Genomic DNA, 25,678 nt, shown 5'->3' on the forward strand with positions numbered 1-25,678 from the left:
GGTCTGTGCTCCTCTGTCTGACCGCGAACCATCGGAACGCGAGCCTCGACATCCTGGAGCGTCTCTCTGTGGGGGCGCCCACGGCGACGCGCGCCCTCGTGGACGACGAGATCTTCGTCTCCGGCGCCGTCGTGCTCGCCACGTGCAACCGGTTCGAGGCCTATCTCGACATCGACGAGCCGCTCACCGGCGGCGAGGCGGTCGCGGCCGAGTCCGTGATCGAGGCGATGGCCGAGGCATCCGGCGTCGCGGTCGATCTGCTGCGCGCGTCGGTCGCCGTCCATCAGGGGGCCGATGCCGCGGCCCATCTGTTCGCCGTCACCAGCGGCCTCGAGTCGATGTCGGTCGGCGAAGACGAGATCTCGGGTCAGGTGCGTCGGGCTCTGGACGCCGCCCGAGCCGACGGCATGACCTCGAGCGAGCTGGAGCGCCTGTTCCAGAAGGCGACCCACACCAGCCGCGGCGTGCGCAACCGCACCCAGCTGCGCGGAGCACATCGCTCGCTCGTGCGCCTCGCTCTCGAGCTGGCCTCGAGCCGCGTCGCCGAGTGGGCCGCCGCGAGGATCGTCGTCGTGGGCACCGGCAAGTACGCCGTCCGCACCGTCGAGGCGCTGCGCGCCCGCGGCGCCGGCGACATCCACGTCTTCTCCCCATCCGGTCGGGCCGAGGCGTTCGCCGCGCAGCACGGGCTGATCCCGGTGTCGGACTTCCCGGCCGAGGTCGCCGCGGCCGACGTCGTCATCACGTGCACCGCTGCCGCCGTCGTCCACGCCGACGCGTTCACGCCCGGGCACCGCGTGCTCGTGATCGACCTGGGGCTCCCGCGCAACGTAGACCCCGCTGTCGGCGCGGTCGAGGCGGTCGAGCTGCTCGACCTCGAGACCATCCGGCTGCACGCCCCGCTCGCCGAGTTCAGCGCCCACGCCGACGCGCGCGCGATCGTCGGCGATGCGGCCACCGAGTTCCACGCTGACCGCGAGGCCGGTCCCGCGATCACGGCTCTGCGCGCAGACGTGCTGAGGATCGTCGACGAAGAGATCGCCCGTGCCCGCTCGCGCGGGGCCGGAGACGACGTCGAGACCGCCCTGCGCCACCTCGCCGGTGTGCTGCTGCACCGGCCGTCGGTGCGCATCCGCGAGCTGGCCGTCGAGGGCCGCATCGACGAGGCCCGCGCCGCGCTCGAGCTGCTCCACGGCCTGTCGGTCGAGGCTCCCGGCGCCGCGGACGACGACCTCTGGGCCACCGCATAGCGCGTCCTCTCCCACTCTGCCGGGCCGACCTCCGCGTCCGGACGACCGGGCCCCGCAGCATCCGCTTCTCTGCCGATCCGGAATTCGGAGAATCGCATCGTTTCCGGGGCCGCCCCGCGCGCACGCTCCGGAAAGCGTGCGGAAGTCCGAATTCCGGATCCGCGGAAGGGGCGGATCCGGTCGGGGCTAGGCGAGTTCGTGCAGGACGAACGCGGCGAGGAAGCCGATCGTCGCCCACAAGCCGGTGAGCGCGTGCTGCTCGTCGAACGCCTCGGGGATCATCGTGTTGCACACCATCGCGAGCAGACCGCCGGCGGCGATCGTGGTGATGAGGGCGATCAGGCTGGGCGACGCCGACTGGAAGGCGACATAGCCCAGCACCGAGGAGACCACGGTGATCAGCGCAATCCCGCTCCACAGCAGGGCCACGTAACGCCCGCTCGAGCCGCCTCGCTTGAGGGCGGCGGTCGAGCCGAGTCCCTCGGGGAAGTTGCTGATCGCGATCGCCGCCACGATGGGGATGCTGATCCCGCCCTGCAGCACTGACAAGCCCATGACGATGGACTCCGGGATGCCGTCGATCAGCGCGCCGACGGCGATCACGAGGCCTGCTCCGCTCACTGCCTGCGCTCCGGCGCGGCGGGCCACGATGCTGGCGGAGACCTCGTCGCCGTCCGAGTACTCGGTGACGGAGGACGCGTCGATCCGGGGCGAGCCGGAGGCGGGCCGCTTGCTGCGTCGCGAGATGAGCTGGTCGGCGACGATGTAGATGATCGCGCCGCCGAGAAAGCCCACGGTGGTGGGGATGAGCCCGCCGTCCTCAGCTGCCTCCTCGACCAGTTCGAAGGCCAGGGTCGAGATGAGGACACCGGCGCCGACCGCCATGATCCCGGCGACGATGCGCTGCGGGATCTCGACGAACCACGCGATTGCCGCCCCGACGAGCAGCGTGCCGCCGCCGATGAGGCCGCTCAGCGCCGCGAGCCAGAGTCCTTGCATGGCGCCAACCTAGTGGCGGGGATGACGGATGCCGCGGCGAAACGCGTTCGCCGCGGCATCCGTCCCTCTTCCGTAGAGTCAGGCCGTCGCGGCCTCGCGGGCGCGCAGGTCCTTGCGGAGGATCTTGCCGGAGCTGGACTTCGGGATCGCGTCGATGAACTCGACGCGGCGCACCTTCTTGTGCGGTGCGACGTGCTCGGCGACGAACGCCATCACCTCGTCCGCGGTGAGCCCGGAGTCCGGGGCGGCGACGATGAAGGCCTTGGGGATCTCCTGCTTGTCCTCGTCGAGCACACCGATGACCGCAGCATCCATCACCTTCGGGTGACCGAGGAGGAGCGCCTCGAGCTCTGCGGGGGCGATCTGGTAGCCCTTGTACTTGATGAGCTCCTTGACCCGGTCCACGATCGAGAAATAGCCGCCCTCGTGGTACACCGCGATGTCGCCGGTGTGGAGGAATCCGTCGGCGTCGAGCGTCTCGGCGGTCGCCTGCGGCTGGTTGAGGTAGCCGAGCATGACGTTCGGCCCCTTCACCCACAGCTCGCCGGCCTTCGTGACGCCGTCGGGGCCGAGCTCGGTGATCTCCTCGCCGGTCTCGGTGTCGATGAGCTTGTTGAGCGTGTTGGGCAGCATGACGCCGACGGAGCTCACCGGGATGTCGTAGCGGTCCACGGGCATCGCGTGCGAGACCGGGCTCAGCTCGCTCATCCCGTACCCCTGCATCATACGGGCGTTGATGCGGCGCCCTGCGGTCTCGGCGGTCTCGCCGTCGAGGGGAGCCGCCCCCGAGAACACCGTGTGCACGCTGGAGATGTCGAACTGGTCGACGATGGGATGCTTCGCCAGCGCGACCGCGATCGGCGGCGCGATGTACAGGTAGGTGCACTGGAACTTCTGGATGTTGGTGAGGAACTCCACCAGGTCGAACTTCGGCATCGTCACGAGGCTCGCGCGCTGGCGCAGAGCGAGATTGAGCAGCACCGTCATGCCGTAGATGTGGAAGAACGGCAGCACCGCCAGCACGCGATCGGTCGCGGCGAGATCAAGGGCGACGCGGCACTGCGCGACGTTCGCCACCAGATTGCGATGCGTCAGCATGACGCCCTTGGGAACGCCGGTCGTGCCCGACGAGTAGGGGAGCACCGCGATGTGCGTCGCAGGGTCGAACGAGACCTCGGGTGCCGGTGCGCCCTCGGCGAGCAGCGCCCGGAGGTTCGGATGGCCCGGGGCGCCGTCGAGCACGACGACACGGTCGTGGGGGATGCCGACCGCCTCGGCGGCGGTTGAGGCCTGGGGGAGGAGGGGGTGGACGGTGACGAGCCACGTGGCCCCGGCATCCCGCAGCTGCTTCTCGATCTCGCCGGCGGTGTACAGCGAGTTGACGGTGGTGACCGTGGCGCCCGCGCGCAGGATGCCGTGGAAGACGGTCGCGAACGCCGGCACATTGGGGCACAGGAGGCCCACGACCGTCTCGACGCCGACGCCACGCGCCGCCAGCGCGCCGGCGAACAGGTCGACCTGCGTGCGCAGCGCGCCGTACGTCGTCTCGGCGCCGGTCGCGGGATCGATGAGCGCGACGCGCCCCAGGTCCTCGTCGGTCAGGCTCGCGAACAGGTAGTCGTACACGTCGAGTGGGGGAATCTCGACATCGGCTTCGGGACTGGTGAACACCGGATCTCCTTCGATCGGGCGGCACGACGGTCGTGGTCGGCAAGCTATCGGCCGTGCCGTGCGACCATCATGCCATCCGCATCGAAGATCGTGGGACGCGATTCCGTGAACGCTGGAACGCAGTGTCACCGGATGCAGCGCGCCCGGCCACCCCCTCGGTGGCCGGGCGCGCCCGGTCTCAGTGCGCGAGTGCGGGCTGGCGGCCACCGGCGGCGAGGCGCTCGGCGGCGAGTCCCTCAGCGGCCTCGAGCGGCGTGACGCCTCGGGCCTCCGCCTCGTCGAAGATGCGGCGCACCGTGTCGCCGATCTGGCCGACGCGGTCCATGATCTCGGCACGCGTGCCGAGGTGCTTCGCCTCGAGGTCCAGGTAGATCACCCCGCCCGCGTTGACGACGAAGTCGGGGGCGTACAGGATGCCGCGACCGGCCAGGCGTGCCGCCCCGCTGTGGTCCGCGAGCGGATTGTTCGCCGGGCCGCACACGGCCTTCGCGTCGAGAGAATCGATCACCTCGTCAGTGAGGAGCCCGCCGATGCCGGCGGGGACGAAGACGTCGGCAGGGACGAGGTGCTCCTCGCCCGGGGCGATCCACTCGGCGCCGAGCTCGGCGGCGAGGTCGCGCTTGGCGGGGTTGACGTCGGTGACCGTGAGGCGCGCCCCCTCGGCCGAGAGGCGCACCGCGAGGCGGCTGCCGACCTGGCCGAGGCCCGAGATCGTGATGCGCCGGCCCTCGACGTCGGCGGTTCCCGCGACGCGCTCGAGCGTCGCGCGGAGCGACTCGTAGACGCCGAGGCTCGTGGGGCCGGCGGGCTCGCCCGAGCCGCCGACGGCGTCGGGCAGGCCAACGACGTGCTCGGTGCGCTCGCTGACGACGAGCATGTCCTCGGTCGTCGAGCCGACGTCCTCGGCGGTGCGGTACAGGCCGTGCAGGGACTCGACCGCGTCACCGAGGTCGAGGAACGCGGCACGGCGGCGGTCGGTGTCGAGCGTGGTGCCGGGAGGCAGGGCGATGACGGATTTGCCGCCGCCCGCGTCGAGCCCGGCTGCGGCGTTCTTGAGCGTCATGGCGGCCGACAGTCGCAGTGCGTCGCCGAGGGCGTCGCTCCAGTGCGGGTATGTCCACAGGCGCGCGCCGCCGAGGGCGGAGCCGAGCACGGAGGAGTGCAGCGCGACGGCGATGAACAGACCGCTCCGGCGGCCGGTGATCACCTCCACCCGCTCGTGTGCGAAATCGGGCAGGGGCAGGGTGTGCGTCATCGCGGTTCTTCCTTCGGCGGGCCTCGTGGGCAGTGCGCTGCGGACGCCGCGGCGTTGCGGCATCCGTTCTCATTCCACACCGATTCTGCGAATTGTTCAACCGTGTCGGCGGCACCTGGGCAGATTGCCTGCTCCTCGGCGCGGACCTTGCGCACGCCTCAGCAGTGTGTGCGCCGTCGATAGCATCGACGGATGCCAGACGCCTACACCCACGGTCATCACGAGAGCGTTCTGCGGTCGCACCGCTGGCGCACCGCCGAGAACTCCGCGGCCTACCTGCTGCCGCACCTTTCGGCGGGCATGTCGATTCTCGACGTGGGCAGCGGACCCGGCACGATCACGGCCGACTTCGCCGCGCGCGTCGCCCCCGGCCGCGTCGTCGGGACGGATGCCTCAGCCGACGTCGTCGCGCAGGCCACGGCCGACCACGCAGCCGAGAATCTCTCGTTCGAGGTGGGCGACGCCTATGCGCTGCCCTACGACGACGGCGCGTTCGACGTCGTGCACGCCCACCAAGTGCTGCAGCACGTGGATCGTCCGGTCGACATGCTGCGCGAACTGGGCCGTGTCGTGGGCGCGGACGGGCTCGTCGCGGCGCGTGACGTCGACTACGAGGGCGTCATCTGGTACCCGCTGATTCCGGCGCTGGACGAATGGCTCGCGCTGTACCTCGCCACCCACCGCAGCGTCGCGGGCGAGCCGGCGGCCGGCCGTCGGCTCAAGGCATGGGCGCAGCAGGCCGGGCTCGCCGACATCCGCGCGACCGCCTCGCTGTGGCTCTTCGAGGACGAGGCGGACCGTGAGTGGTGGGGCGGAATGTGGGCCGACCGCGTGCTGCAGTCGGCATTCGCCGACTCGGCGCGTGGGGCCGGCGCCGACGATGCGCTGCTGCAGCGCATCTCGGACGGCTGGCGCGAGTGGGCGGCCGCCGACGACGGCTGGCTCCTCATGCCCCACGGCGAGATCCTTGCGCGCGGCCCGCGTCGTCAGGCTGAGCCGGTGACCACCCCCGCCTCGCTTCCCGCCCGCAGTCGCCTCGTCCACGACGCCATCCGCGCCGCCGGGATCCCCGGAGACATCGTGGTGCTGCCGGATGCCGCATCCACCGCGGCGCTGGCCGCCGAGGCCCTCGGGGTCGAGGTCGGGGCGATCGCCAACAGCCTCGTGTTCTCCAGCGACGGCGCTCCGCTGCTCGTGATGACGAGCGGCGCGCACCGGGTCGACACCGCGGCGCTCGCGGAACGCCTCGGTCACGGCAAGATCCAGCGAGCGACGCCGGAACAGGTGCGGGAGGCGACCGGCCAGGCCATCGGCGGAGTCGCTCCCACGGGGCATCCGGCGCCGCTGCGCACGATCGTCGACGAGGACCTCGCCGGCTACCCCGAGATCTGGGCCGCCGGCGGCACGCCGCACACCGTGTTCCCGATGACCTACGACGAGCTGGTGCGCCTCACCGGCGGCACCGTGATGAAGGTCGACTGACCCGGCAGCGGCTCCTCGGCGGGGGCGGGGCCGCAGCATCCGCTCCGATCACGTTCTGCGTGTCGTTCTGCGGGACGATCTTGACGACCCCCGACGGGCGCGGTAGACAGTGACCGTCCGTATCGGCGTAGATGGGGGATCGCCGTGCCTGAACGGACTTCGAGCACGCGTGACAGGGGAAACGCATGATCCGTCAGCTCGCCATCGCCACCACTGCAGCCCTGATCGTGACCGGTCTCGCTGTGACGCCCGCCGTCGCGAGTCCGGAGCCGCCACCGGCCGACGACCTGCTCGCCGTCTACGAGGGCACGGTCGATGCCGAAGGACTGGGGGCCATCGTGGATCTCGGCGTCGACCGCCAGGAGATCGTGACCTCCGCGGGCGACGAACCGGGCGAGGTCGAGGTGCAGGTCATCCTGAGCGGCGATCAGGCGGCGCAACTCGCTGCCGGGGGCGCGGAGCTGACGCCGAAGCAGCCCGCGGCTCAGCGTCGGACGATGGCCGCGAGCGACGGCGTGTTCCGGATGTACAGCGGGGAGGGAGGCATCCTCGAGGAGCTCATGGCGGTCGCCGCGGCTCACCCCGACTTCGCCCAGTTCCGCGTCATCGGGAAGACCACCCAGGGCAAGGACATCGGGGCTGTCCGCCTCACCGGCGGCGTCGCGGATCAGCAGGACGGCAGCCGACCGGCGACCGTCTACCTGGGCGCTCAGCACGCGCGCGAGTGGATCACCCCCGAGATGGTCAGGCGACTGCTCGACCACGTCGCGACCTCGTACGACACCGACAGGCGCATCACGAAGCTCGTCGACACGACGGAGCTCTGGTTCGTGCCGGTCGCCAATCCCGACGGCTACGACTTCACTTTCCAGGACGGCCGCCGCCTCTGGCGCAAGAACCTGCGCGACAACAACGGGGATGGCGCGATCACCACCGCGGACGGGGTCGACCTCAACCGCAACTTCCCGACGCGCTGGGGTTACGACAACGAGGGATCCTCGCCCGCCCCGTCGAGCGATACGTATCGCGGACCGGCACCGGCCTCCGAGCCCGAGACCCAGGCGCTGGACGGACTGTTCGCGGCTCTCACCCCCGAGTTCCTCGTGAACTACCACTCGGCTGCGGAGCTGCTGCTGCACGGCATCGGCTGGCAGGTGGCGACACCTTCGCCCGACGACGTCATCTATGAGGCGATGGTGGGCGACGATGCCGATCCGGCGATCCCGGGCTATGACCCCGACCTCTCGGCGGAGCTGTACACCACCAACGGCGACACCGACTCCCACGCGCAGGAGGCCTACGGCACGCTCGGGTTCACCCCCGAGATGGGCACGTGCGAATCCGCGTCGAACTCGGTGCCCGGCGACCAGTGGGAGGCGAGCGACTGCGAGAGCGGCTTCAACTTCCCCGCCGACGAGGGCCTGATCCAGGCGGAGTTCGAGAAGAACATCCCATTCGCCCTCGCCGTCGCCGAGTCGGCGAAGGACCCGAACGACCCGGTGTCGGTCGTCGGCCGGGATGCCGAGGACTTCCGCGTCGATTCGTTCTCCGTCTCGTACGGTGACCCGCAGACCGTCGCGGTCTGGGCGAAGCACGACCTGCAGAAGAAGCAGATGAACTACCGCATCAACGGCGGGCGCGCGAACGTCGTTCCGGTGCGCGAGTGGCAGGGTGGCGAGCGCTACGGCGACGAGAACACCGACTATTACGGCGAGTACCGCGGGACGGTGACCGGTGCCCGGGCGGGTGACAGCGTCGAGGTCTGGTTCACGGGCAAGCGGGACGCCCGGAACAACACGGGTCCCGGCGCCGGAAAGCCCGTCGAGAGCGAGCGCTTCACATACGAGGTGGTTCAGGACACCGGGAACACGGCGCTCGTGATCGCGAATGAGGACTACAGCGGTGCCGTGAACGACGGCGAGCCACCCCACGCTGACGAACCCGAGTACCTCGACGAGCACGTCGCGGCGCTCGAAGCCAACGGCGTGACGCCGGATGTCTGGGACGTCGACGCGGACGGCGTGCCGCACGATCTCGGAGTGCTCAGTCACTACGACGCAGTGCTGTGGTACCTCGGCGAGAACCGGCTGACGCAGGACGAGGAGGACCTGCTCACCGACACGTACCTGTTCGGCGAGGTCACTGATCTCTCGGTCGCAGAACGCCAGCAGTACCTCACGATCGCGGTGCGCGACTTCCTCAACGAGGGCGGCAAGCTGGCCATGGCCGGAGAGACGGTCGGATACTACGGCCAGCTCGGTGCGGCGCTCGGAGGGATCTACTACGGCCTCGACGGCGCGCCCGACCAGGACTGCGTCGTGACGTCGGACTTCTTCGCGGACTGCCTGCTGCTCGCCGACGACTTCACGCAGTACTGGCTGGGCCTCGACAGCCGGACCCCGGTCGCCGCCGCCGGAGTGGCGGGAGTCGACTCGCCGTTGGAGGGTGTGGAGGCCCCGTTCGGCGGTCCCGCGACGGAAGACAACCCCGTCGACGAGGCCGGTCAGCTCACGGCGACGAGTGACGTGCTCCCCGTCGCCGAGTTCCCGCAGTTCGAGAGCTGGGCCGCGGCCGAGTATCTGGACCCGTCGGGGCCGTTCATCCCCGTCGGGGGAGAGTGGGCGATGTTCGCACCGCACATCGACGACGGCTACCAGCGGATCGCGCGCACCTACAGTGTTCCGGTGCTCGGGCAGGACGGGACGGCCACGTTCGCTGCGCAGTTCTCGTACTCGACCGAGCTCGGCTACGACCATGTCATCGTCGAAGCACGCGTGGTCGGCACGGAGGATTGGACGACGCTCGTCGATGCCAACGGCGCAACGACGAGCGCACCCCCGGCCGAGTGCGAGGCCGGGTTCCTGCTGGCGGAGCATCCGCGGCTCGCGAACTACCTGACGCTCGGAAACCCCTGCGCGTCGAGCGGTGACACCGGCGCGTGGAACTCGTTCACCGGCAACTCGGGCGGATGGGTGCCGGTCTCGTTCGATCTGTCGCCGTACGCGGGAGAGGACGTCGAGATCGTCGTGAGCTACGTGACCGACCCGTTCACGGGAGAAGTCGGGCTCATGGTGGACGACACCGCGCTTGTGCTCGACGGCGTGGCGACCGAGATCGAGGGCTTCGAGACCAGTACCGGTGCGTGGGAGGTGCTCCCGGCGCCCGACACGAGTCCGGGCAACGCGAGCGACTTCTTCCGCTACGACGCGGAGGGTCCGTTCTACAGCGCCACCGCAACGCCCGACACGCTCCTGTTCGGCTTCGGACTCGAGCAGCTCGAGTCCGACGAAGCCCGCGAGGAGGTGGTGGCGAGGATCCTCGGGCACTTCGCGGGATAGGGCGCGAGCCTTCACCAGGCGCCGGGTCCGTCAGCCGCTCAGGATCTCTCGGCAGGTGACGGCGGCGGCGGCCGACCACGCCTGCGGCCGGCACGCGGCAGGGTATGGAGCGGGGACCGGCGTCGTCGAGCGATCATCCCCCGAGTAGAGCTCGGGCATGCGGAAGCCGAATGCCTCGGCCGCCGCGAGCAGGCCGTCGACCACGACGAGCGCCTCGTGATGCAGCCCTTCGCGCGCCATGCCGCGGGCTGCGATCGCCGAGTCATGCGCCCACACGCTGCCGCCGTGGTAACTGAGTGGCCAGTACCCGGCGGCCTCCGACGACATCGTCCGCACACCGAACCCTGATGTCATCGAGGCGCCGGTCAGAAGCCGCGCGACCTCGCGTGCCTGATCCGGGTCGAGGATGCCGGTGCCGAGAAGGTGGCCGATGTTCGAGGTGAGCGTGTCGACCGGCCGACCATCGCGATCGAGTGCGATCGCCGGGTACCGGCCCTCGGGCGTCGTCACCCAGAAGCGCTCGGCGAACCGGCGGCGCAGGTCTGCCGCCCATTCGCGCAGCGGTCCGGCGCCGTCCTCGTCGAGCGACTCGAGTAGTGCGGCGCCCTGGACGGCGGCCTCGTAGGCGTAGCCCTGCACTTCGCACAGCGCGATGGGTCCGCGCGCCAGCGTTCCATCGCGCCACTGAATCGAGTCGCCCGAGTCCTTCCATCCCTGGTTCGAGAGCCCTCGCCCTGTCTCGTCTACGTAGTCGAGGAACCCGTCGTCGCCGGCGGACGTGACGATCCAGCCGAGTGCGGCGCGCAGCGCGGGCACGAGTGCCCGCACCTCCGGCTCCGGCATCCCGGCGGCCGCTGTCTCGGCGAGCAGGCATACCCACAGCGGGGTGGCGTCGACCGTGCCGTAGTACACCGGGGGAAGGAGGATGCCCTCACCCGGCATCGCCAGTTCGCCCGCACGCAGTTCGTGCAGGATCTTGCCGGGCTCTTCGGCCGTTTGCGGGTCTGCCTTCGTCCCCTGCAGCCGAGCGAGTACACGGAGAGTGGATGCCGCGATCCCGGGGTCGACGGGAAGCATCAGCCGCGCGGACCAGAGCGAGTCGCGTCCGAACAGGGTGAAGAACCACGGCGCGCCCGCCGCGAGGAACTCGTCGGCCGGCGTGCCGGGAAGCGCGAGGCGCAGTGCGTCGAGGTCGGAGAGCGCGCGATCCACCCACCGTCGCAGCCGGGAGTCGCTCCTGGCGGGGACGTCCAGCGCTCGCCAGCGCGACCCCGAGGCGGCGGGTGCGACGGCGAGGCCGGGGTCGTGGAGCTGCAGGATCCACTCGGTCGACCACTCACTGTGGGGAGGGCAGTCGACCGACCACTCGACGATGATGGACTGATCCTCCGATCGCACGCGCGCGTCCGGAGCCGAGAGCACCAGCACCTTCTCGTCGCTGAAGAGGCGAATCCGGTGCGAGTCGGCGTCCATCGCCCACGAGTGGGATGTCGACGAGCCCGCCTTCACCTCCTGGAGGGGTGCGAAGTCCGGCATGATTCGCAGACGCAGGCTGGTCGACATGGGTGTCGCGAGGTGCGAGCGCACCGTGAGCTTCTCGCGCACGACCCCGGGCTCGACCGCCCGGACGCGCTCGAGCCGCACCTTCGGGTCGGGCTGGTCGTCGTCGATCCCGCGGAGGAGCGCCGTGAACGAGACCGTGGACGCCGAGACTTCGCCCACCGAGATGGCCTCGGGGATCGATGCCTCGGCCCCGGCGCCGTAGGTCAGCTCCGCCTCGCGGACGAAGCGCGTGTCACCGTGGTACACGCCGTCGATCGCCTGTGCGCCCAGGTCGCCGGCGCGCCCCGACCAGACCTGCGTGGGCGCCCGCAGCGCCACGACGGCGTCGGACAGGAACGGCTGCAGACCGGCGCTCACTCCTTCACCGCTCCCTGGCTCGCGTTCATGATCCTCCGCTGGAAGATGAAGAAGAGCACGGCGACCGGGATCGTCATGATCAGCGCCGCGGCCAGCTTGAGCGGATACTGCGTTCCCTGACTGAGCTGACCGGAAGCGAGGCTCGCGACCCCCTTGGTGAGGGTCGTCAGCTCGGGAGACTGCGTGGAGACGATGAAGTGCGACAGCTCGTTCCACGATCCCTGGAACGACAGGATGATGATCGTGATCAGCGCCGGCCGCGCCATCGGAAGGACGACGGACCAGAAGATGCGGAAGGTGCCCGCACCGTCGATCCGCGCCTGCTCCTCGACCGACACCGGGATCGACTCGAAGAAGTTCTTCATGATGAATACGCCTGCGGCGTCGACGAGCAGCGGCAGGATCATCCCGGCATACGAGTCGTAGATGCCGAGCTGGTTGATGACGAGGAACCGTGGGATGAGGAGCACGACGCTCGGCACCGCCATGACGGCGATCACCGCCGCGAAGACGACGCCGCGTCCCCGGAAGTTCAGCCGCGCGAGGGCGTAGCCGGCGAGCGACACGAAGAACACGCGCAGGAGGGTGACGCTGACCGTCACGATGGCCGAGTTGCGGAACCACACGGGGAAGTCGCTGCGCAGGAACAGACGCTCGTAGGCCGCAGTCGACCAGACCTGGGGGAGCAGCGCCACAGGGTTCACGGCTGCTTCGGCATCCGTCTTGAACGACGTTCCCAACTGTACGAGGAAGGGATAGATGTAGATGAGCGAGATGCCGATGAGCACGGCGTAGAGAGCGATCTGCCATCCGAGCCCCGAGGTCCGGCGACGTGTCGGGATGCCGGCTCGTGGCGTCGGCTGCGGCGCGGGCGTCTGCGCCGTGCCGACGATGGTGTCGGTCATCGCTGGCCTCCGTTCTGCGGGTCACTGTCTCTGGCGCCGGGCGCCTGTGCGGGGTCGGGAGGACTGGGCACCTGGTTGGACGCGACGGTCGCGGGGGTCGCGGTGGCCGGCCGGGTGGGCAGCTGATACTGGCGCGCGCGACGCCGGGACACGGGCCGCTCCCGCAGCACCCAGCGCTGGAACATCGTGAACAGGACGATGATCGCGAAGAGGATGAACGCGATCGCCGCGCCCTGACCCCAGTCCTGGTCGAGGAAGCTCGCGTCGTAGGACAGATAGGCGGGAGTCAGCGTCGTCTTCGCCGGTGAGCCTCGTGTGCCGGTGTAGATCTGATCGAACACCTGCCAGCAGCCGATCAGGCCCAGGGTCAGCACTGTGAAGAGCGCGGGCCGCAGCTGCGGAAGCGTCACACGCCAGAACCGCTGCCAGGCGTTGGCCCCGTCGACCATCGCGGCTTCCTGGATCTCCGGGCCGATGTTCTGCAGCGCGGCGAGGAACAGCAGCATGAACGTGCCGCTCGTCGTGAAGATCGCCATGACGATGAAGGCTGACATCGCCACCGACGGGCCGGCCATCCAGTTCCACCACGAGACGGCGATGAAGCCGTTCCCCGTCAGCGCCTCGGGTCCCTCCCGGACGCCGAGTCCGGAGAGGAGCACATGGAAGATGCCCCGCGGGTCGGCGAACCAGTTGGGTCCGTCGATGCCCACCACCGCGAGGACCGCGTTGACGACGCCCCTCGGGTTGAACAGGAACAGCCACAGCACCGTGATCGCCACGGTCGCCGTCACCGACGGGAAGTAGAAGGCGGTGCGGAAGATCCCGCGACCGCGGAGGACTGCGCCGTTGACGAGCAGAGCGAGGAACAGCGACAGTGCCGTCTGCAGCGGCACGACGAGGAGCACGTACCAGGCGTTGTTGCGCATCGCGATCCCGAAGTCGCGTGCCGCCAGGCCGTCGCCGGTGGCGACGGTCGAGTAGTTCTGCAGGCCGACGAAGCTCACGCTGCTCGAGAACGGGCTTCCCCGGCCGCTCCAGTCCGAGACGCTCACCCAGAGCGCCATGAGCACCGGGACGAGCAGGAAGACCCCGAGGATGAGGATGACGGGCAGGGTGAACACCCAACCCGACAGCGTCTCGCCGCGACGGATCCCCGATCGGGGGTTCCGTGCACGGCGAGGCGCTGAAACGGTGGCAGTCATCGCGACGCGCCTCAGCCGACGATCGCCTCGAAGTTGGACTGCACCGTGTCGAGGATCTGCTGCGGGTCGCCGTCCTTCAGCCCCTGGAGCTCGGAGTTGAAGTCCGTGATCACGTCGGAGCTCCCGTCGTACGTCGGGAAGCCCTGCGCGTAGTCGGCACCGGCGAGGAAGGCCGCGAGGGCCGGGTTGTCGCTGGTCCACTGGTCCGCAGCCGATTTCGCCGACGGCATCGGCCCGAACGCCTCCGAGAAGGCGAGCTGCTGGTCGGCGCTCGTCATGAACTCGACCAGGTCGAGAGCTGCCTCCTGGTTGGGGCTGTCGGCGGCCATGCCCCAGCAGTTCGTGAACTGCAGGGTGCCCTTGCCGCCGGGTCCTTCCGGCAGCTCCGCGACGACGTACTCCACGTCGGGGAAGTCGTTCGTCATCGCGCCCGTGATCCAGTTGCCTTCGATCGTCATCGCGCTCAGCTGCTTGCCGAAGGCCTCACCGCCCCAGCCCGCGCCGAGATCCTGCGCGTACGCGAACGAGCCCGCCGCCATCTGGTCCTTGACGTAGGTGAGTGCGTCGACGTTCTCCTGACTGTTCGCGATCACCTCGCCGTCCTCGATGAGGCCGCCGCCGGCTTGCGCCATGAACGTTCCGATGCGCTGCCACTCCCAGCCGAAACTGAGCCCGACGACACCGTCCTTCGTGAGGGTCTGCGCGACCGCCGACAGTTCGTCCCACGTGGTCGGCACGTCGTCGTCGGTCAGGCCCGCCGCATCCCACAGCCCTTTGTTGATGATGAGGGCGAGCGTCGAGAAGTCTTTCGGCGCACAGTAGAACTGGTCGTCGTAGGTGAAGTTCTCGATCAGTGCGGGATAGAAGTCGTCCTTGTTCTCCAGCTCGTCGCCGTACGCCTTGAGCGAGCCGTTGTCGGCGTAGCCGGCCAGCAGCTCAGGTGCCAGGTAGAAGAGGTCGGGCGGGTCGCCCGCTGCGAATCCCTGCGACAGCTCCTGTGCCTGGTCGGTGGCCACTTTCACCTCGACGTCGACGCCCGACTCTTCCGACCACGCCGCGGCCGCTTCCGTCACGGCGTCCGTCTCGGCGTCGCCGCTGGACCCGAACAGGATCGTGAGGCCGTCGTCGGAGCTGGTGAGCTCTCCGTCAGCGGACCCTCCTCCGTCACCCGAGTCGTCGAAGCCGGAGCCGCAGCCCACGAGGGTCAGTGCCCCGGTGACCAGGAGTGCCCCTGCCGCGAGGGTCGCGCGTGGGATGTGCCGTGTCATGTCTCTCTCCTTTGATGAGTCGGGCGTGACGGCCGGTGAGGGGCGACCCAGGTGCGACCGATCAATTTGAACGATCAAAGTCCGCCGTCAAGGGTCAAGGTAGAACGAGCCCTTTCGAGCTGTCAACCCGTTTGACGGGCCCGTATGATAACGATTTGAACGCTCAACTTCGGCGGGAGGTCCCATGGTGAAGTCGCCGACGGTCGAAGACGTCGCCCGTGCCGCCGGGGTGTCGAGACAGACCGTGTCGAACGTGATCAACAGCCCGGGGATCGTCAGAGAGGTCACCCGGGAACGCGTCCGCGCCGCGATCGCCGAGCTCGGCTATGCGCCCTCGATGGCCGCGCGGCGGCTTCGCACGCAGCGCAGCGCGACGATCGGCATCCACCTCGACCCGTACGCCGGCGGCATCTCCGGCATCGTGCTCGACCGGTTCATCCATGCCCTCACCGAGCGGGCGACGCCGCGCGGCCTCCGGATCCTCGTGTACGCCGCGAACGACGCAGAGGAGGAGCTGCGCCGCGTCCGGCAGTTGCGCGAAGGCGGAGAGATCGACCGGATCGTGCTGACCGGCACCTATGCCGGCGACCCTCGAGCCGACTGGCTCGCGGAGCACGGCATCCCGTTCGTGGCCTTCGGCCGGCCGTGGGGTGAGCTGGGCGAGGGGGCGTCGATGGGCAATCCCGATCGACCCTGGGTCGACGTCGACGGCGCCGCCGGCACCCGCGCCGCCACCGCCCATGCGCTCGCCCACGGTCCGCGTGTCGCCTTCCTCGGGTGGCCGGAAGGCTCGGGAACGGGCGACGACCGCGAGCGGGGCTGGCGCGAGGCGATGGGCGTCGGGGCCGACGAGGCCCCACAGCTGCGCTGGACGGCTGTGGACACCGTCTCGTCCGCGCGTGCCGTGGCGGCGCAGGGGCTTGCCACCGGTGATGTCGATGCCATCGTGTGCGCGAGCGACACTCTGGCGGTCGGCGCCCACCTCGCCGCCTCGCACGATGGTCACCCCGACATGCTCGTCGTGGGATTCGACAACACCCCGGTCGCCGAGGCGCTCGAGCTGTCGAGCGTGGAGCAGCGGCCGGAGCGGGTCGCGGAGGCGGTGCTCGACCTGCTCGTCGCGGAGACCGGGACGTATGACGGGGCGTGGCACCGGCTGATCGAACCCGAGTTGATCGTCCGCACGCGGGAGCAGCCTTCGTAGCGCCGCGGCCTCGTGCTGCTCGACGCTCGGCGCGGCGGCCGACGACTCTCACAGGGAGCGGGTGGCGCTCTCCGCCGGACGCCCGGTCTTCGGTCTGCGATGCTCGCGGGGGAGGCCCAGCAGGGCGATGACACCGCTGAGGAGGTAGAGGCATCCCTGCAGCTCGAGAAGCGGGAGCAGGCCGATCGGTCCGTCGGACAGGGCGCCGAGGAGGATGCCGATCGCCTGTCCGAGTGCGGCGACCAGTCCGACGGCGGCGAACACGGCGCCGCGCTGCCGCGGCTCGGAGTGCTCCTGCAGCACGCTCATGAGCCCGGCGATCATGATCACGCCCGGCGCGCCGACGGCGGCGAACAGTGCGACGTACGGCCAGACGTCGGTGGTGAGCGCGGGAAGGTTCCACGTCACCAGCGACAGCGCGCCGAACGCGAACAGGCTCAGCGCGGTGAGCGCTCGCGGCGAGGAACCGCGCACGAGGAACCCGAGGACGACGCCGGCGGCGACTGCGCCGATCGCCTGGATGCCGCGCAGGAGGCCGACGTCGGCATCCGATCCGCGCAGCGGGCCGAGCGCGAAAAGAACGAAGAGGACGAGGAACATCCCCTGCGCCACGCTCGACACGAAGATCACGGCGAACGCGCCGCGCAGCCGCGGGATGCGGAGCGCGGCGAGGATCCCCGCCGGGCGCGCTCCGAGGTCAGAGTCCGGGGACGGACCGGCCTCGGCCGGCGCGACTGCCGGCAGCGTCGCGATGAGGATCGCCGAGGCGGCGTAGGTCAGAGCGTCGACGACGACGATCAGGCCCAGGTCGCCGACCGCGAGCAGCACTCCGCCCAGCGGGCCGCCGACGAGCCGCCCGAGGTTTTGGTTGAGGCCGATCAGGGCGTTCGCCGAGACGAGGCGGCCGGTGTCGACCAGCTCGGGCAGGAGCGTGTTCTTCGCGGGTTCGAACAGCGTGCTGAGCGACGCGTGGACGAAGATGACGGCATACGCGAGCGGGAGGTCGGCCACCTCGTCGACCCACAGCAGCGGCAACAGCGCGAGCGCCTGGCCCACGTTGACCGCCACCATGATCCAGCGGCGGTCGAACCGCCCGATGAGCCGGGCGGCGACGGGCGCGAGCGCCACGGCGGGGATGAGCTCGAGGAGGAAGGCGATCGAGGTGCCGAGCGCCGAGCCCGTCAGCTGGAAGACGACCAGCGGCAGCGCGATGAACAGGAGCCAGTCGCCCGTATCGGAGATGAGCCCGGCGGCCCAGAGCCGGCGGAACGAGGGGATCGCGAAGGCGGTGCGGGAAGTCATCGCTCGGCCTCGCCGAAGCTGGGTCGCGGGAACGCGAGCAGGGAGAGGCTGGCGATCGCCGCGTCGTCGGGGGCGTCGGCCCTCGTCGCCGCGATGAACGGCCGGACGATCGCGTCGATGCGCCCGACGATCGACTGCAGCTCGTCGGGCGTGACGCGCAGCCCGTACTGCGCGTGGGCGTCGACGTCGCGCCACGCGCCCTCGATGCGGTCGCGTCGGCGCACGTGCTCGCGCGCCAGCTGGTAGTCGAGCTGCAGGGACGCTTCGAGCATCGCGGTCGCGCTGGCGACGACCGACGGGTCGTCTGAGTCGAGGTCCAGGCTCAGGCCGGTGATCGTCGCCTGCCACGGTCGTTCCCGGCCGTCGTCGGAGGCCGCCCGTTCGACGAGGCCGTGCCTGGCGAGCACCCGCAGGTGGTAGCTGCAGTTCGAAGGGTTGTCGTCGACGGCCCTCGCGCACTCGGACGCGCTGGCGGCGCCGTGCGACATGAGAAAGCTCAGCAGATCGAGGCGCACCGGGTGGGCGAGTGCCTCGAGCGCGGCGGGGTCGGTGATCGTCCGTCTGATCTCGGGTGCAGGCATGGTCGTCCAATCTGAAAGGCGCTTTCAGATTAGCTTCCGAAGGGAAAACCTGCAAGGCTCTTTCAGAGTTTGGGTGCCCTAGGCCGGGCACCCCCGATGCGCCGGCCGAGTTCGGCCGCGACGGGGGTGATCAGCTCGGCGAGCGTGCCCGGCTCCCGGGCGCCCTCCGCGGGAAAGGTGACGGCGATCGCGGCGATCGGCCAGCCGACATGATCAAGCACGGCGACTCCGACGGAGCCGAGCCCGAGCGTGACCTCTCCGTCCTCGAACGCCCACCCGCGTTCCCGCACCCGACGGAGGACTTCGCGCAGCTCGCCGGGTCGCTGCGGGCCCCGGCCGGTGCGGTCGGCGAAGGACGCGGCATCCGGGAACAGCGCCCTCACCTGCTCCCGAGGAAGCGCCGCGAGCATGGCCCGTCCCGTGGCCGTCAGGTGGGCGGGCAGGCGCACGCCCACATCGGTGACGAGAGCGGGCCGGCGCGGCGCCCGTTCCTCGACGATGTAGAGCACATCGCGACCGTGCATCACTGCCAGATGCGCGCTCTCGCCGGTGCGGTCGACGAGGTCGGCGAGAACCGGCCTGCCCAGCCGAGCGAGCGGCTCCTGGCGGGAGTACCCGCCCGCGAGCTCGAATGCCGCGATACCGAGACCCCAGCGGCGATCCTCGGGGAGGTGCACGACGAACTGGTGCTCCTGCAGGGCGGCGAGCAGGTGGTACACCGTGGAGCGCGGGATGCCGAGGGCGGTCGCGATGGAGCGTGCAGGCGCCGGTCCGCGCTGGTGCGCGAGGTGCGAGAGGATCCGCAGCGTCTGGTCGGCGGCGGGCACCTGCGGTCTCGTCCCGTTGTCTGGAATCACAGACAGAGGATCCCATGACCCGCTGTCGCGCGCCACGGTCGCGGTGTGGAATCGGAGCATGACCATCGTCACGCCCTCCTCAGCCCGCGACGTCGCCGTCGTCACCGTCGGTGCGGCGCCGCTGCGTCCCGACGAGGTCGTCGCCGTCGCTCGCCACGGCGCCCTCGTCGAACTCGCCCCCGAGGCCCTGGCACGCGTCGCCGCGACCCGCGCGCTCGTCGAAGGCCTCGCCGACGACCCCGAACCGCACTACGGCATCTCGACCGGCTTCGGCGCGCTCGCCACGACATTCATCGCCGCCGAGCGCCGCATGCAGCTGCAGGCGAGCCTCATCCGCTCACACGCGGCAGGCACCGGCGCGGAGGTCGAGCGCGAGGTCGTGCGCGCGCTCATGCTCCTGCGCCTGCAGACCCTGGCGACCGGCCACACGGGCGTGCGCCCCGTCGTCGTCGAGACCTACGCGGCGATGCTGAACGCCGGCATCACCCCGATCGTCCGTGAATACGGCTCGCTCGGCTGCTCCGGCGACCTCGCGCCACTGTCGCACGTCGCGCTCGCGGCGATGGGTGAGGGACGGGTGCGCACCGCGACCGGCGACGAGGTTGACGCGGCCGACGCACTGGCGGCAGCATCCGTGTCCCCGCTCGTGCTGCGCGAGAAGGAGGGACTCGCGCTCATCAACGGCACCGACGGCATGCTCGGGATGCTGCTGCTGGCGCTCCATGACCTCTCGGTGCTGCTCGACACGGCGGACGTCGCCGCGGGCATGTCGGTCGAGTCGCAGCTGGGCACCGATGCGGTGTTCGCCGCCGACCTGCAGGCGCTGCGGCCGCAGGTGGGTCAGGCCGTGTCTGCCGCGAACCTGCGGGCCGTGCTCGAGGGCTCGGGGATCATGGCGTCGCACCGCGACCCCGCGGTCTGCACCCGCGTGCAGGACGCGTACTCGCTGCGCTGCTCGCCGCAGGTGCACGGCGCCGCGCGCGACACCGCCGACCACGCGCTGCTCATCGCCTCCCGCGAGCTCGCCGCCGCCGTCGACAACCCCGTGATCACGGACGATGGGCGCGTAGAGTCCAACGGCAACTTCCACGGCGCGCCGGTGGCGTACGTGCTCGACTTCCTCGCGATCGCGGTCGCCGACGTCGCGTCGATCTCGGAGCGGCGCACCGACCGCGCCCTCGACCGCGCGCGCAGCAACGGGCTGCCGCCGTTCCTCGCCGACGAGGTCGGCGTCGACTCGGGCTTCATGATCGCGCAGTACGCCGCGGCGGGCATCGTCTCGGAGCTCAAGCGACTGGCGGTGCCGGCATCCGTCGACTCGATCCCCTCGTCCGCCATGCAGGAGGACCATGTCTCGATGGGGTGGGCGGCCGCGCGCAAGCTCCGCCGCGCGATCGACGGGCTCTCGCGCGTGCTCGCGATCGAGGTGCTCACCGCTTCCCGCGCGCTCGACCTGCGGGCGCCGCTGCAGCCGGCAGCTGCCACGGGCGCCGTGCGCGCCCTCGTGCGCACCGTCGCCGGCGGCCCCGGTCCCGACCGCTACCTCTCGCCCGAGATGGAGGCCGTGACCACGCTCGTGCAGGCGGGCGCCGTCGCTGCAGTCGCCTACCAGACCACCACGAAGGAGTGACGATGTCCGTTTCGACAAGCTCGACGACCACGTCCGCCACGCGCGGACTCGGCGAGGGCGCCGTGCGCGCGCCGCGCGGCCCCGAGCGCACCGCGAAGAGCTGGGGTGCCGAGGCCGCCAAGCGCATGCTCATGAACAACCTCGACCCCGAGGTCGCCGAGCACCCCGAAGACCTCGTGGTCTACGGCGGCACCGGTCGCGCCGCCCGCAGCTGGGAGGCGTTCGACGCCATCGTCCGCACGCTCGACGAGCTCGAGCCCGACGAGACGCTCCTGGTTCAGTCCGGCAAGCCGGTCGGCGTCTTCCGCACGCACGAGTGGGCGCCCCGCGTGCTCATCGCCAACTCGAACCTCGTGGGGGACTGGGCGACGTGGCCCGAGTTCCGTCGCCTCGAAGAGCTCGGCCTCACCATGTACGGGCAGATGACCGCCGGCTCATGGATCTACATCGGCACGCAGGGCATCCTGCAGGGCACGTACGAGACATTCGCCGCGGTGGCGCGCTCCCTGGCCGAGAAGAACGGGACGGATGCCGCCACCGCGAGCCTCGCCGGAACCCTCACGCTCACCGGCGGCGCGGGCGGCATGGGCGGCGCGCAGCCCCTCGCCGTGACCCTCAACGGGGGAGCGGTGCTCATCGTCGACGTGGACGAGTCGCGCCTGGCGCGCCGCGTCGAGCACGGGTACCTCGACGAGTACACGACCGATCTCGACGCGGCCCTCGCGCGGGTCGTCGCGGCGAAGGACGCGGGGGAGGCGCTCTCGGTCGGGGTGGTGGGCAACGCCGCCGAGGTCTTCGGGGACGTGTTGCTGCGCCACCGCGCGGGTGACCTGACGGTCGACATCGTCACCGACCAGACCAGCGCCCACGACCCACTGGCGTACCTGCCGGTGGGCATCGCGTTCGACGACTGGAAGGCCGAGGCAGCCCGCGACCCGGAGGGCTTCACCGCCCGCGCGCGCGGCAGCATGGCCAAGCACGTCGCGGCGATGGTGGGGTTCCAGGACGCCGGCGCCGAGGTCTTCGACTACGGCAACTCGATCCGTGCCGAGGCGCAGCTGGGCGGGTTCGAGCGGGCCTTCGCTTTCCCGGGCTTCGTGCCCGCGTACATCCGTCCGCAGTTCGCCGAGGGCCGCGGCCCGTTCCGCTGGGTCGCGCTCTCGGGGGACCCGGAGGACATCCGCAAGACCGACGAGGCCGTGAAGGCACTGTTCCCCGACAACGCCGGGCTGGTGCGCTGGCTCGACAAGGCCGGTGACGCCGTGCACTTCGAGGGTCTGCCGGCGCGCATCTGCTGGCTCGGCTACAAGGAGCGCCACCTCGCCGGCCTCAAGTTCAACGAGATGGTCGCCTCGGGCGAGCTGTCGGGGCCGATCGTGATCGGTCGCGACCACCTCGACGCCGGATCTGTCGCCTCGCCGTACCGCGAGACCGAGGCGATGGCCGATGGCTCCGACGCGATCGCCGACTGGCCGCTGCTCAATGCCCTCCTCAACACGGCATCGGGAGCGGCGTGGGTGTCGATCCACCACGGCGGCGGCGTCGGCATCGGCCGCAGCATCCATGCCGGTCAGGTGACCGTGGCCGACGGCACGCCGCTGGCCGCAGAGAAGCTGGAGCGCGTGCTCACGAACGACCCCGGCACCGGCGTCATGCGCCACGTCGACGCCGGGTACGACCGGGCGAAGGAGGTCGCGCGCGAGCGCGGCCTGAACGTGCCGATGCTCGGCGAGTGACGGACGGATGCTGTGACCGCGACGCTCATCACCAACATCGGCGAACTCACGACCAACGTCGCCGCCGACGGCGATCCCCTGGGCACGCTGCACGACGCCGCCGTGCTGATCGTCGGAGGCCGCATCGCCTGGGTCGGCCCCGCCTCCGCCGCCCACGACCGCGAGAGTACTTCTGGTGGACGAGAGGTGGGTAGCCACCCCGCATCTCGTTCACCGGATGTTCTCTCGCGGCAAGAGGGGCTCGAGGTCGTCGACGCCGGGGGGCGCGCGGTCATCCCGGGCTTCGTCGACAGCCACACCCACCTCGTGTTCGGCGGCGACCGCGCCGACGAGTTCGAGGCGCGCATGACCGGTGCGCCGTATGCCGCAGGGGGCATACGGCGTACCGTAGCGGCGACCCGCGCCGCGAGCGACGACGAACTGCGGGCGCGCCTGGCGGCCTTCGTGGCCGAGCTCCACGCTCAAGGGACGACGACGTTCGAGATCAAGACGGGGTACGGGCTCACCGTCGCCGACGAGGAACGGCTCGCACGTCTCGCCGCCGAGGTGACTCCCGAGGTCACGTTCCTCGGCGCCCACGTCGTGCCGGAAGAGTACAGCGAGCGACGCGCGGGCTATGTCGACCTCGTGTGCGGCGCCATGCTCCACGCCTGCGCCCCGCATAGCCGGTGGATCGACGTGTTCTGCGAACGCGGGGCGTTCACACCGGACGAGGCGCGGCGCATCCTCGCCGCCGGTGTCGCGCACGGCCTGCAGCCGCGCGTGCACGGCAATCAGCTCGGGCCAGGCGACGGCGTGCGTCTCGCGGTCGAGCGGGGCGCAGCATCCGTCGACCACTGCACCTATCTCTCCGACGACGATGTGGCCGCGCTCGCGGAGTCGGACACGGTCGCCACGCTGCTGCCGGGCGTGGAGTTCTCGACCCGCCAGCCATACCCCGACGCGCGACGGCTGATCGACGCGGGCGTCACCGTGGCGCTCGCGAGCGACTGCAACCCGGGGTCGAGCTTCACGAGCTCGATGCCGCTCATGATCGCGCTGGCGGTGCGCGAGATGGGGATGACGCCGGCCGAGGCGGTGTGGGCGGCGACCGCCGGCGGCGCGAAGGCGCTGCGCCGTGACGACGTCGGTGTGCTCGCTGTGGGCGGGCGCGCCGACCTCGTGATGCTCGGCGCGCAGACCCGGGTGCACCTCGCGTATCGGCCAGGTGTGCCGCTCGTGAACACCGTCTGGATCGGCGGCGCCGAGGCCTGATCCGTCCAGCGCCGGTCAGCGGGGCGCGTCGAACGTCCAGTTGTCGGGATCGACGGCGCTGGCGACGTCCCAGTCGTCCTGCGCCCAGATGAACGTCGCGACCGAGCACGTCGGCATGTGGTCGATGTCGTCGTCCGAAAGGCTCGCCGCCAGCGAGCTCATCCCGGGGTCGTGCGCGACGACCATGACCGTCGCCGCCCGCGTGGCTGCCGCCGCCGCGAGCAGCTTCTTCGCGGGCGCGCCGTAGAGCTCCGGGTCCAGGGAGACGGCCACGCCGAGCTCGGCCGCGAAGGCCTCGGCGGTCGTCCGCGCCCGCACGGCTGTGCTCGACAGGATCACGTCGGGGCGCAATCCCGTGGCCGCGACCCGCGCCGCCATGCGCGGTGCGTCGCGCATGCCGCGATCGTTCAGCGGGCGGTCGTGGTCGTCGAGGCTGGGGTCGCCCCAGTCGGACTTGGCGTGCCGCACCAGTGCGAGACGGATCATGAGATCACCTTTCCAGAGGCCTTGGCGGCGAGGAGTTCGAGCACGCACAGCGCTGCGAGGCGCACGGTGCGCCCGTCGGGCGCATCCGCGGTGGCATCCACCTCGGCGATGTCGGCGCTGCCCACGCGGGCGTCGGCGGCGAGGGCGCGCACGAGGGCCCTCAGCTCCCAGGCAGCCAGTCCACCCGGGACGGATGCCGGGCACCCGGGCGCGACGGAACGGTCGCACACGTCGACATCGACGTCGAGATGCACCGGGCCGCCGCCGGCACCGGCGATCTCGAGCGCCTCGGCCGCCACATCGGCGGCACCGCGGCGGCGCACGTCGTCCATGGTCACGACCGTGATGCCGTACTCGGCCGCGCGCCGCGCGTACGCGACCGAGTTGGCGAAGTCGGCGATGCCGAGCTGAACGATCCGCCGCCCGGCGAGGCCCTCCTCGACCAGCCGTCGCACCGGCGACCCGTTCGAGACGCCGTCGCGCAGGTCGAAGTGGGCGTCGACGGTGATGAGGCCGTTCGCGCCGGCGCCCTGCGCCACGGAGTACGTGAGCGAGTTGTCGCCGCCGAGCGCGACGACGAGATCGGCGCGGTCGCACAGGTCCGCCACTGCGGAGCGGACGGATGCCTCGCCCACCGGGCCGTCGGGCTCGGCGACGTCGCCGGCATCCGCGATGCGCAGCACCTCGTCGAGATCGACCGGCGGGGGTCCGAGGAGGGTCGGGCTGTAGCGGCGCAGGGCCTCGCGGATCGCCGCCGGCGTCGCGTGTGCACCCGTGGGGGACAGGGACGTGCGGAATGCGGGAACGCCGAGGATCGCGGCATCCCATCTCCCGTCTTCGGGCGAAGGCCACGCACCTGCGCGTGGCCACGAGGGATCGTGGGGAAGCGTCACGGCCCCGAGGTTACCGGAGCACCCGCTCCCGGGTGCTCACGCCGCGACGTAGACCCACGCGGAGCGACCGCTCGCGAGCACCACCGCGCAGCGTCGATACAGCGCCACCTCGTACTCGTCGGCTGCCTCGAGCTCGTCCTCGGTCACCAGCAGCGCCCTGCCCACGACCTTGTCGAGGGGGTTCCCGGTCTCGCGCACGATCGGGTGCACCGTGAGGCCTGACAGGTCGACGACCCGCGTGTCCTCGATCTCGGCGTAGTCGACGGTGTAGCCGGGCAGTGCGTCTGGTGCACTCTCGACCAGCCTCCCGAAAGTGTCGAGCTGCACGTCGGCGTTCTGCAGGGTGCCGTAGCTGAAGAGGTAGTGGGTGGGCTCATCCGCGGACACGGCATCAGGCTAACCCCCGGCGGTCTGCGCCGACCGTGACTTCACGCACTCGTAACAC

At 70.7% G+C, this 25,678-nt stretch carries 20 protein-coding genes and 1 pseudogene; 8 read left to right on the forward strand and 13 right to left on the reverse strand.

The window, feature by feature from the left end; genetic code table 11:
* Positions 1-5 precede the first annotated feature (5 nt).
* A complete protein-coding gene (locus tag MRBLWH7_RS00075) occupies positions 6-1,250 on the forward strand; it encodes a glutamyl-tRNA reductase (RefSeq protein ID WP_341997965.1) in 1,245 nt (414 codons plus the stop codon).
* A 186-nt stretch (positions 1,251-1,436) separates the two neighbouring features.
* Here the strand turns inward: MRBLWH7_RS00075 and MRBLWH7_RS00080 are convergent, their stop codons facing one another.
* The 3 genes from MRBLWH7_RS00080 to MRBLWH7_RS00090 form a co-directional block, all read right to left on the reverse strand.
* The gene (locus MRBLWH7_RS00080; protein WP_341997967.1) at positions 1,437-2,249 is read right to left on the reverse strand and encodes a ZIP family metal transporter; all 813 of its coding nucleotides are present in this window, start codon (positions 2,247-2,249) and stop codon (positions 1,437-1,439) included.
* 78 nt (positions 2,250-2,327) lie between these two features.
* Entirely contained in the window at positions 2,328-3,920 is a 1,593-nt protein-coding gene (locus tag MRBLWH7_RS00085; RefSeq protein ID WP_341997969.1) for an AMP-binding protein, read from the reverse strand.
* Positions 3,921-4,098: 178 nt separating this feature from the next.
* Complete coding sequence (locus MRBLWH7_RS00090; protein WP_341997971.1) at positions 4,099-5,175, reverse strand: Glu/Leu/Phe/Val dehydrogenase dimerization domain-containing protein; 1,077 nt, start codon at positions 5,173-5,175, stop codon at positions 4,099-4,101.
* A 192-nt stretch (positions 5,176-5,367) separates the two neighbouring features.
* Between MRBLWH7_RS00090 and MRBLWH7_RS00095 the strand changes: the two are divergent.
* The 3 genes and pseudogenes from MRBLWH7_RS00095 to MRBLWH7_RS00105 all read left to right on the forward strand — a co-directional run.
* Positions 5,368-6,150: pseudogene (locus tag MRBLWH7_RS00095) on the forward strand (methyltransferase domain-containing protein); the annotation flags it as partial.
* Positions 6,124-6,657, forward strand: coding sequence for a YbaK/EbsC family protein (locus MRBLWH7_RS00100; protein ID WP_342002168.1), 534 nt, complete (start codon positions 6,124-6,126; stop codon positions 6,655-6,657). The pseudogene MRBLWH7_RS00095 and the gene MRBLWH7_RS00100, both read left to right, overlap by 27 nt.
* Before the next feature lie 185 nt (positions 6,658-6,842).
* Positions 6,843-9,995, forward strand: a complete 3,153-nt coding sequence (locus MRBLWH7_RS00105; protein WP_341997973.1) for a M14 family zinc carboxypeptidase — start codon at positions 6,843-6,845, stop codon at positions 9,993-9,995.
* 30 nt (positions 9,996-10,025) lie between these two features.
* On the opposite strand, the gene MRBLWH7_RS00110 is transcribed toward MRBLWH7_RS00105, so the two are convergent.
* From MRBLWH7_RS00110 to MRBLWH7_RS00125, 4 genes are read right to left on the reverse strand one after another with little or no spacing between them, the layout of a single operon-like run.
* Positions 10,026-11,915, reverse strand: coding sequence for a glycogen debranching N-terminal domain-containing protein (locus tag MRBLWH7_RS00110; RefSeq protein WP_341997975.1), 1,890 nt, complete (start codon positions 11,913-11,915; stop codon positions 10,026-10,028).
* On the reverse strand, positions 11,912-12,820 hold the full coding sequence (locus tag MRBLWH7_RS00115) for a carbohydrate ABC transporter permease (protein ID WP_341997977.1): 909 nt from the start codon (positions 12,818-12,820) through the stop codon (positions 11,912-11,914). The genes MRBLWH7_RS00110 and MRBLWH7_RS00115 overlap by 4 nt, the downstream gene beginning before the upstream one ends.
* Positions 12,817-14,022: a sugar ABC transporter permease gene (locus MRBLWH7_RS00120; protein WP_341997980.1), complete on the reverse strand. Its 1,206-nt coding sequence runs from the start codon at positions 14,020-14,022 to the stop codon at positions 12,817-12,819. The genes MRBLWH7_RS00115 and MRBLWH7_RS00120 overlap by 4 nt, the downstream gene beginning before the upstream one ends.
* Positions 14,023-14,033: 11 nt before the next feature.
* Entirely contained in the window at positions 14,034-15,290 is a 1,257-nt protein-coding gene (locus tag MRBLWH7_RS00125; protein WP_341997982.1) for an extracellular solute-binding protein, read from the reverse strand.
* Positions 15,291-15,474: 184 nt separating this feature from the next.
* Between MRBLWH7_RS00125 and MRBLWH7_RS00130 the strand changes: the two genes are divergently transcribed.
* A complete protein-coding gene (locus tag MRBLWH7_RS00130; protein WP_341997984.1) occupies positions 15,475-16,494 on the forward strand; it encodes a LacI family DNA-binding transcriptional regulator in 1,020 nt (339 codons plus the stop codon).
* Between the two features lie 48 nt (positions 16,495-16,542).
* Here the strand turns inward: MRBLWH7_RS00130 and MRBLWH7_RS00135 are convergent, their stop codons facing one another.
* The 3 genes from MRBLWH7_RS00135 to MRBLWH7_RS00145 all read right to left on the reverse strand — a co-directional run bounded on the left by MRBLWH7_RS00135 (position 16,543) and on the right by MRBLWH7_RS00145 (position 19,204).
* Positions 16,543-17,796: an MFS transporter gene (locus MRBLWH7_RS00135; RefSeq protein WP_341997986.1), complete on the reverse strand. Its 1,254-nt coding sequence runs from the start codon at positions 17,794-17,796 to the stop codon at positions 16,543-16,545.
* Positions 17,793-18,377: a helix-turn-helix domain-containing protein gene (locus MRBLWH7_RS00140; RefSeq protein WP_341997988.1), complete on the reverse strand. Its 585-nt coding sequence runs from the start codon at positions 18,375-18,377 to the stop codon at positions 17,793-17,795. The genes MRBLWH7_RS00135 and MRBLWH7_RS00140 overlap by 4 nt, the downstream gene beginning before the upstream one ends.
* Before the next feature lie 62 nt (positions 18,378-18,439).
* Entirely contained in the window at positions 18,440-19,204 is a 765-nt protein-coding gene (locus MRBLWH7_RS00145; protein WP_341997990.1) for an IclR family transcriptional regulator, read from the reverse strand.
* Positions 19,205-19,292: 88 nt separating this feature from the next.
* On the opposite strand from MRBLWH7_RS00145, the gene hutH reads away from it, so the two are divergent.
* Genes hutH through hutI form a run of 3 tightly spaced genes read left to right on the forward strand, consistent with a single transcriptional unit; the run spans position 19,293 to position 23,854 of the window.
* A complete protein-coding gene (hutH, locus tag MRBLWH7_RS00150; protein WP_341997992.1) occupies positions 19,293-20,864 on the forward strand; it encodes a histidine ammonia-lyase in 1,572 nt (523 codons plus the stop codon).
* 2 nt (positions 20,865-20,866) lie between these two features.
* A complete protein-coding gene (gene hutU, locus MRBLWH7_RS00155; protein WP_341997994.1) occupies positions 20,867-22,600 on the forward strand; it encodes a urocanate hydratase in 1,734 nt (577 codons plus the stop codon).
* 12 nt (positions 22,601-22,612) lie between these two features.
* A complete protein-coding gene (gene hutI / locus MRBLWH7_RS00160) occupies positions 22,613-23,854 on the forward strand; it encodes an imidazolonepropionase (protein WP_341997996.1) in 1,242 nt (413 codons plus the stop codon).
* Positions 23,855-23,869: 15 nt separating this feature from the next.
* On the opposite strand, the gene MRBLWH7_RS00165 is transcribed toward hutI, so the two are convergent.
* The 3 genes from MRBLWH7_RS00165 to MRBLWH7_RS00175 are packed head-to-tail and all read right to left on the reverse strand — an operon-like array spanning position 23,870 to position 25,620.
* Positions 23,870-24,340, reverse strand: a complete 471-nt coding sequence (locus MRBLWH7_RS00165) for a histidine phosphatase family protein (protein ID WP_341997998.1) — start codon at positions 24,338-24,340, stop codon at positions 23,870-23,872.
* Positions 24,337-25,233: an agmatinase family protein gene (locus MRBLWH7_RS00170; protein ID WP_341998000.1), complete on the reverse strand. Its 897-nt coding sequence runs from the start codon at positions 25,231-25,233 to the stop codon at positions 24,337-24,339. Before MRBLWH7_RS00170 ends, MRBLWH7_RS00165 begins: the two co-directional genes overlap by 4 nt.
* A gap of 36 nt (positions 25,234-25,269) precedes the next feature.
* On the reverse strand, positions 25,270-25,620 hold the full coding sequence (locus MRBLWH7_RS00175) for a gamma-glutamylcyclotransferase family protein (RefSeq protein ID WP_341998002.1): 351 nt from the start codon (positions 25,618-25,620) through the stop codon (positions 25,270-25,272).
* Positions 25,621-25,678 lie beyond the last annotated feature (58 nt).

The organism is Microbacterium sp. LWH7-1.2, from assembly GCF_038397755.1.
GTDB lineage: Bacteria > Actinomycetota > Actinomycetes > Actinomycetales > Microbacteriaceae > Microbacterium.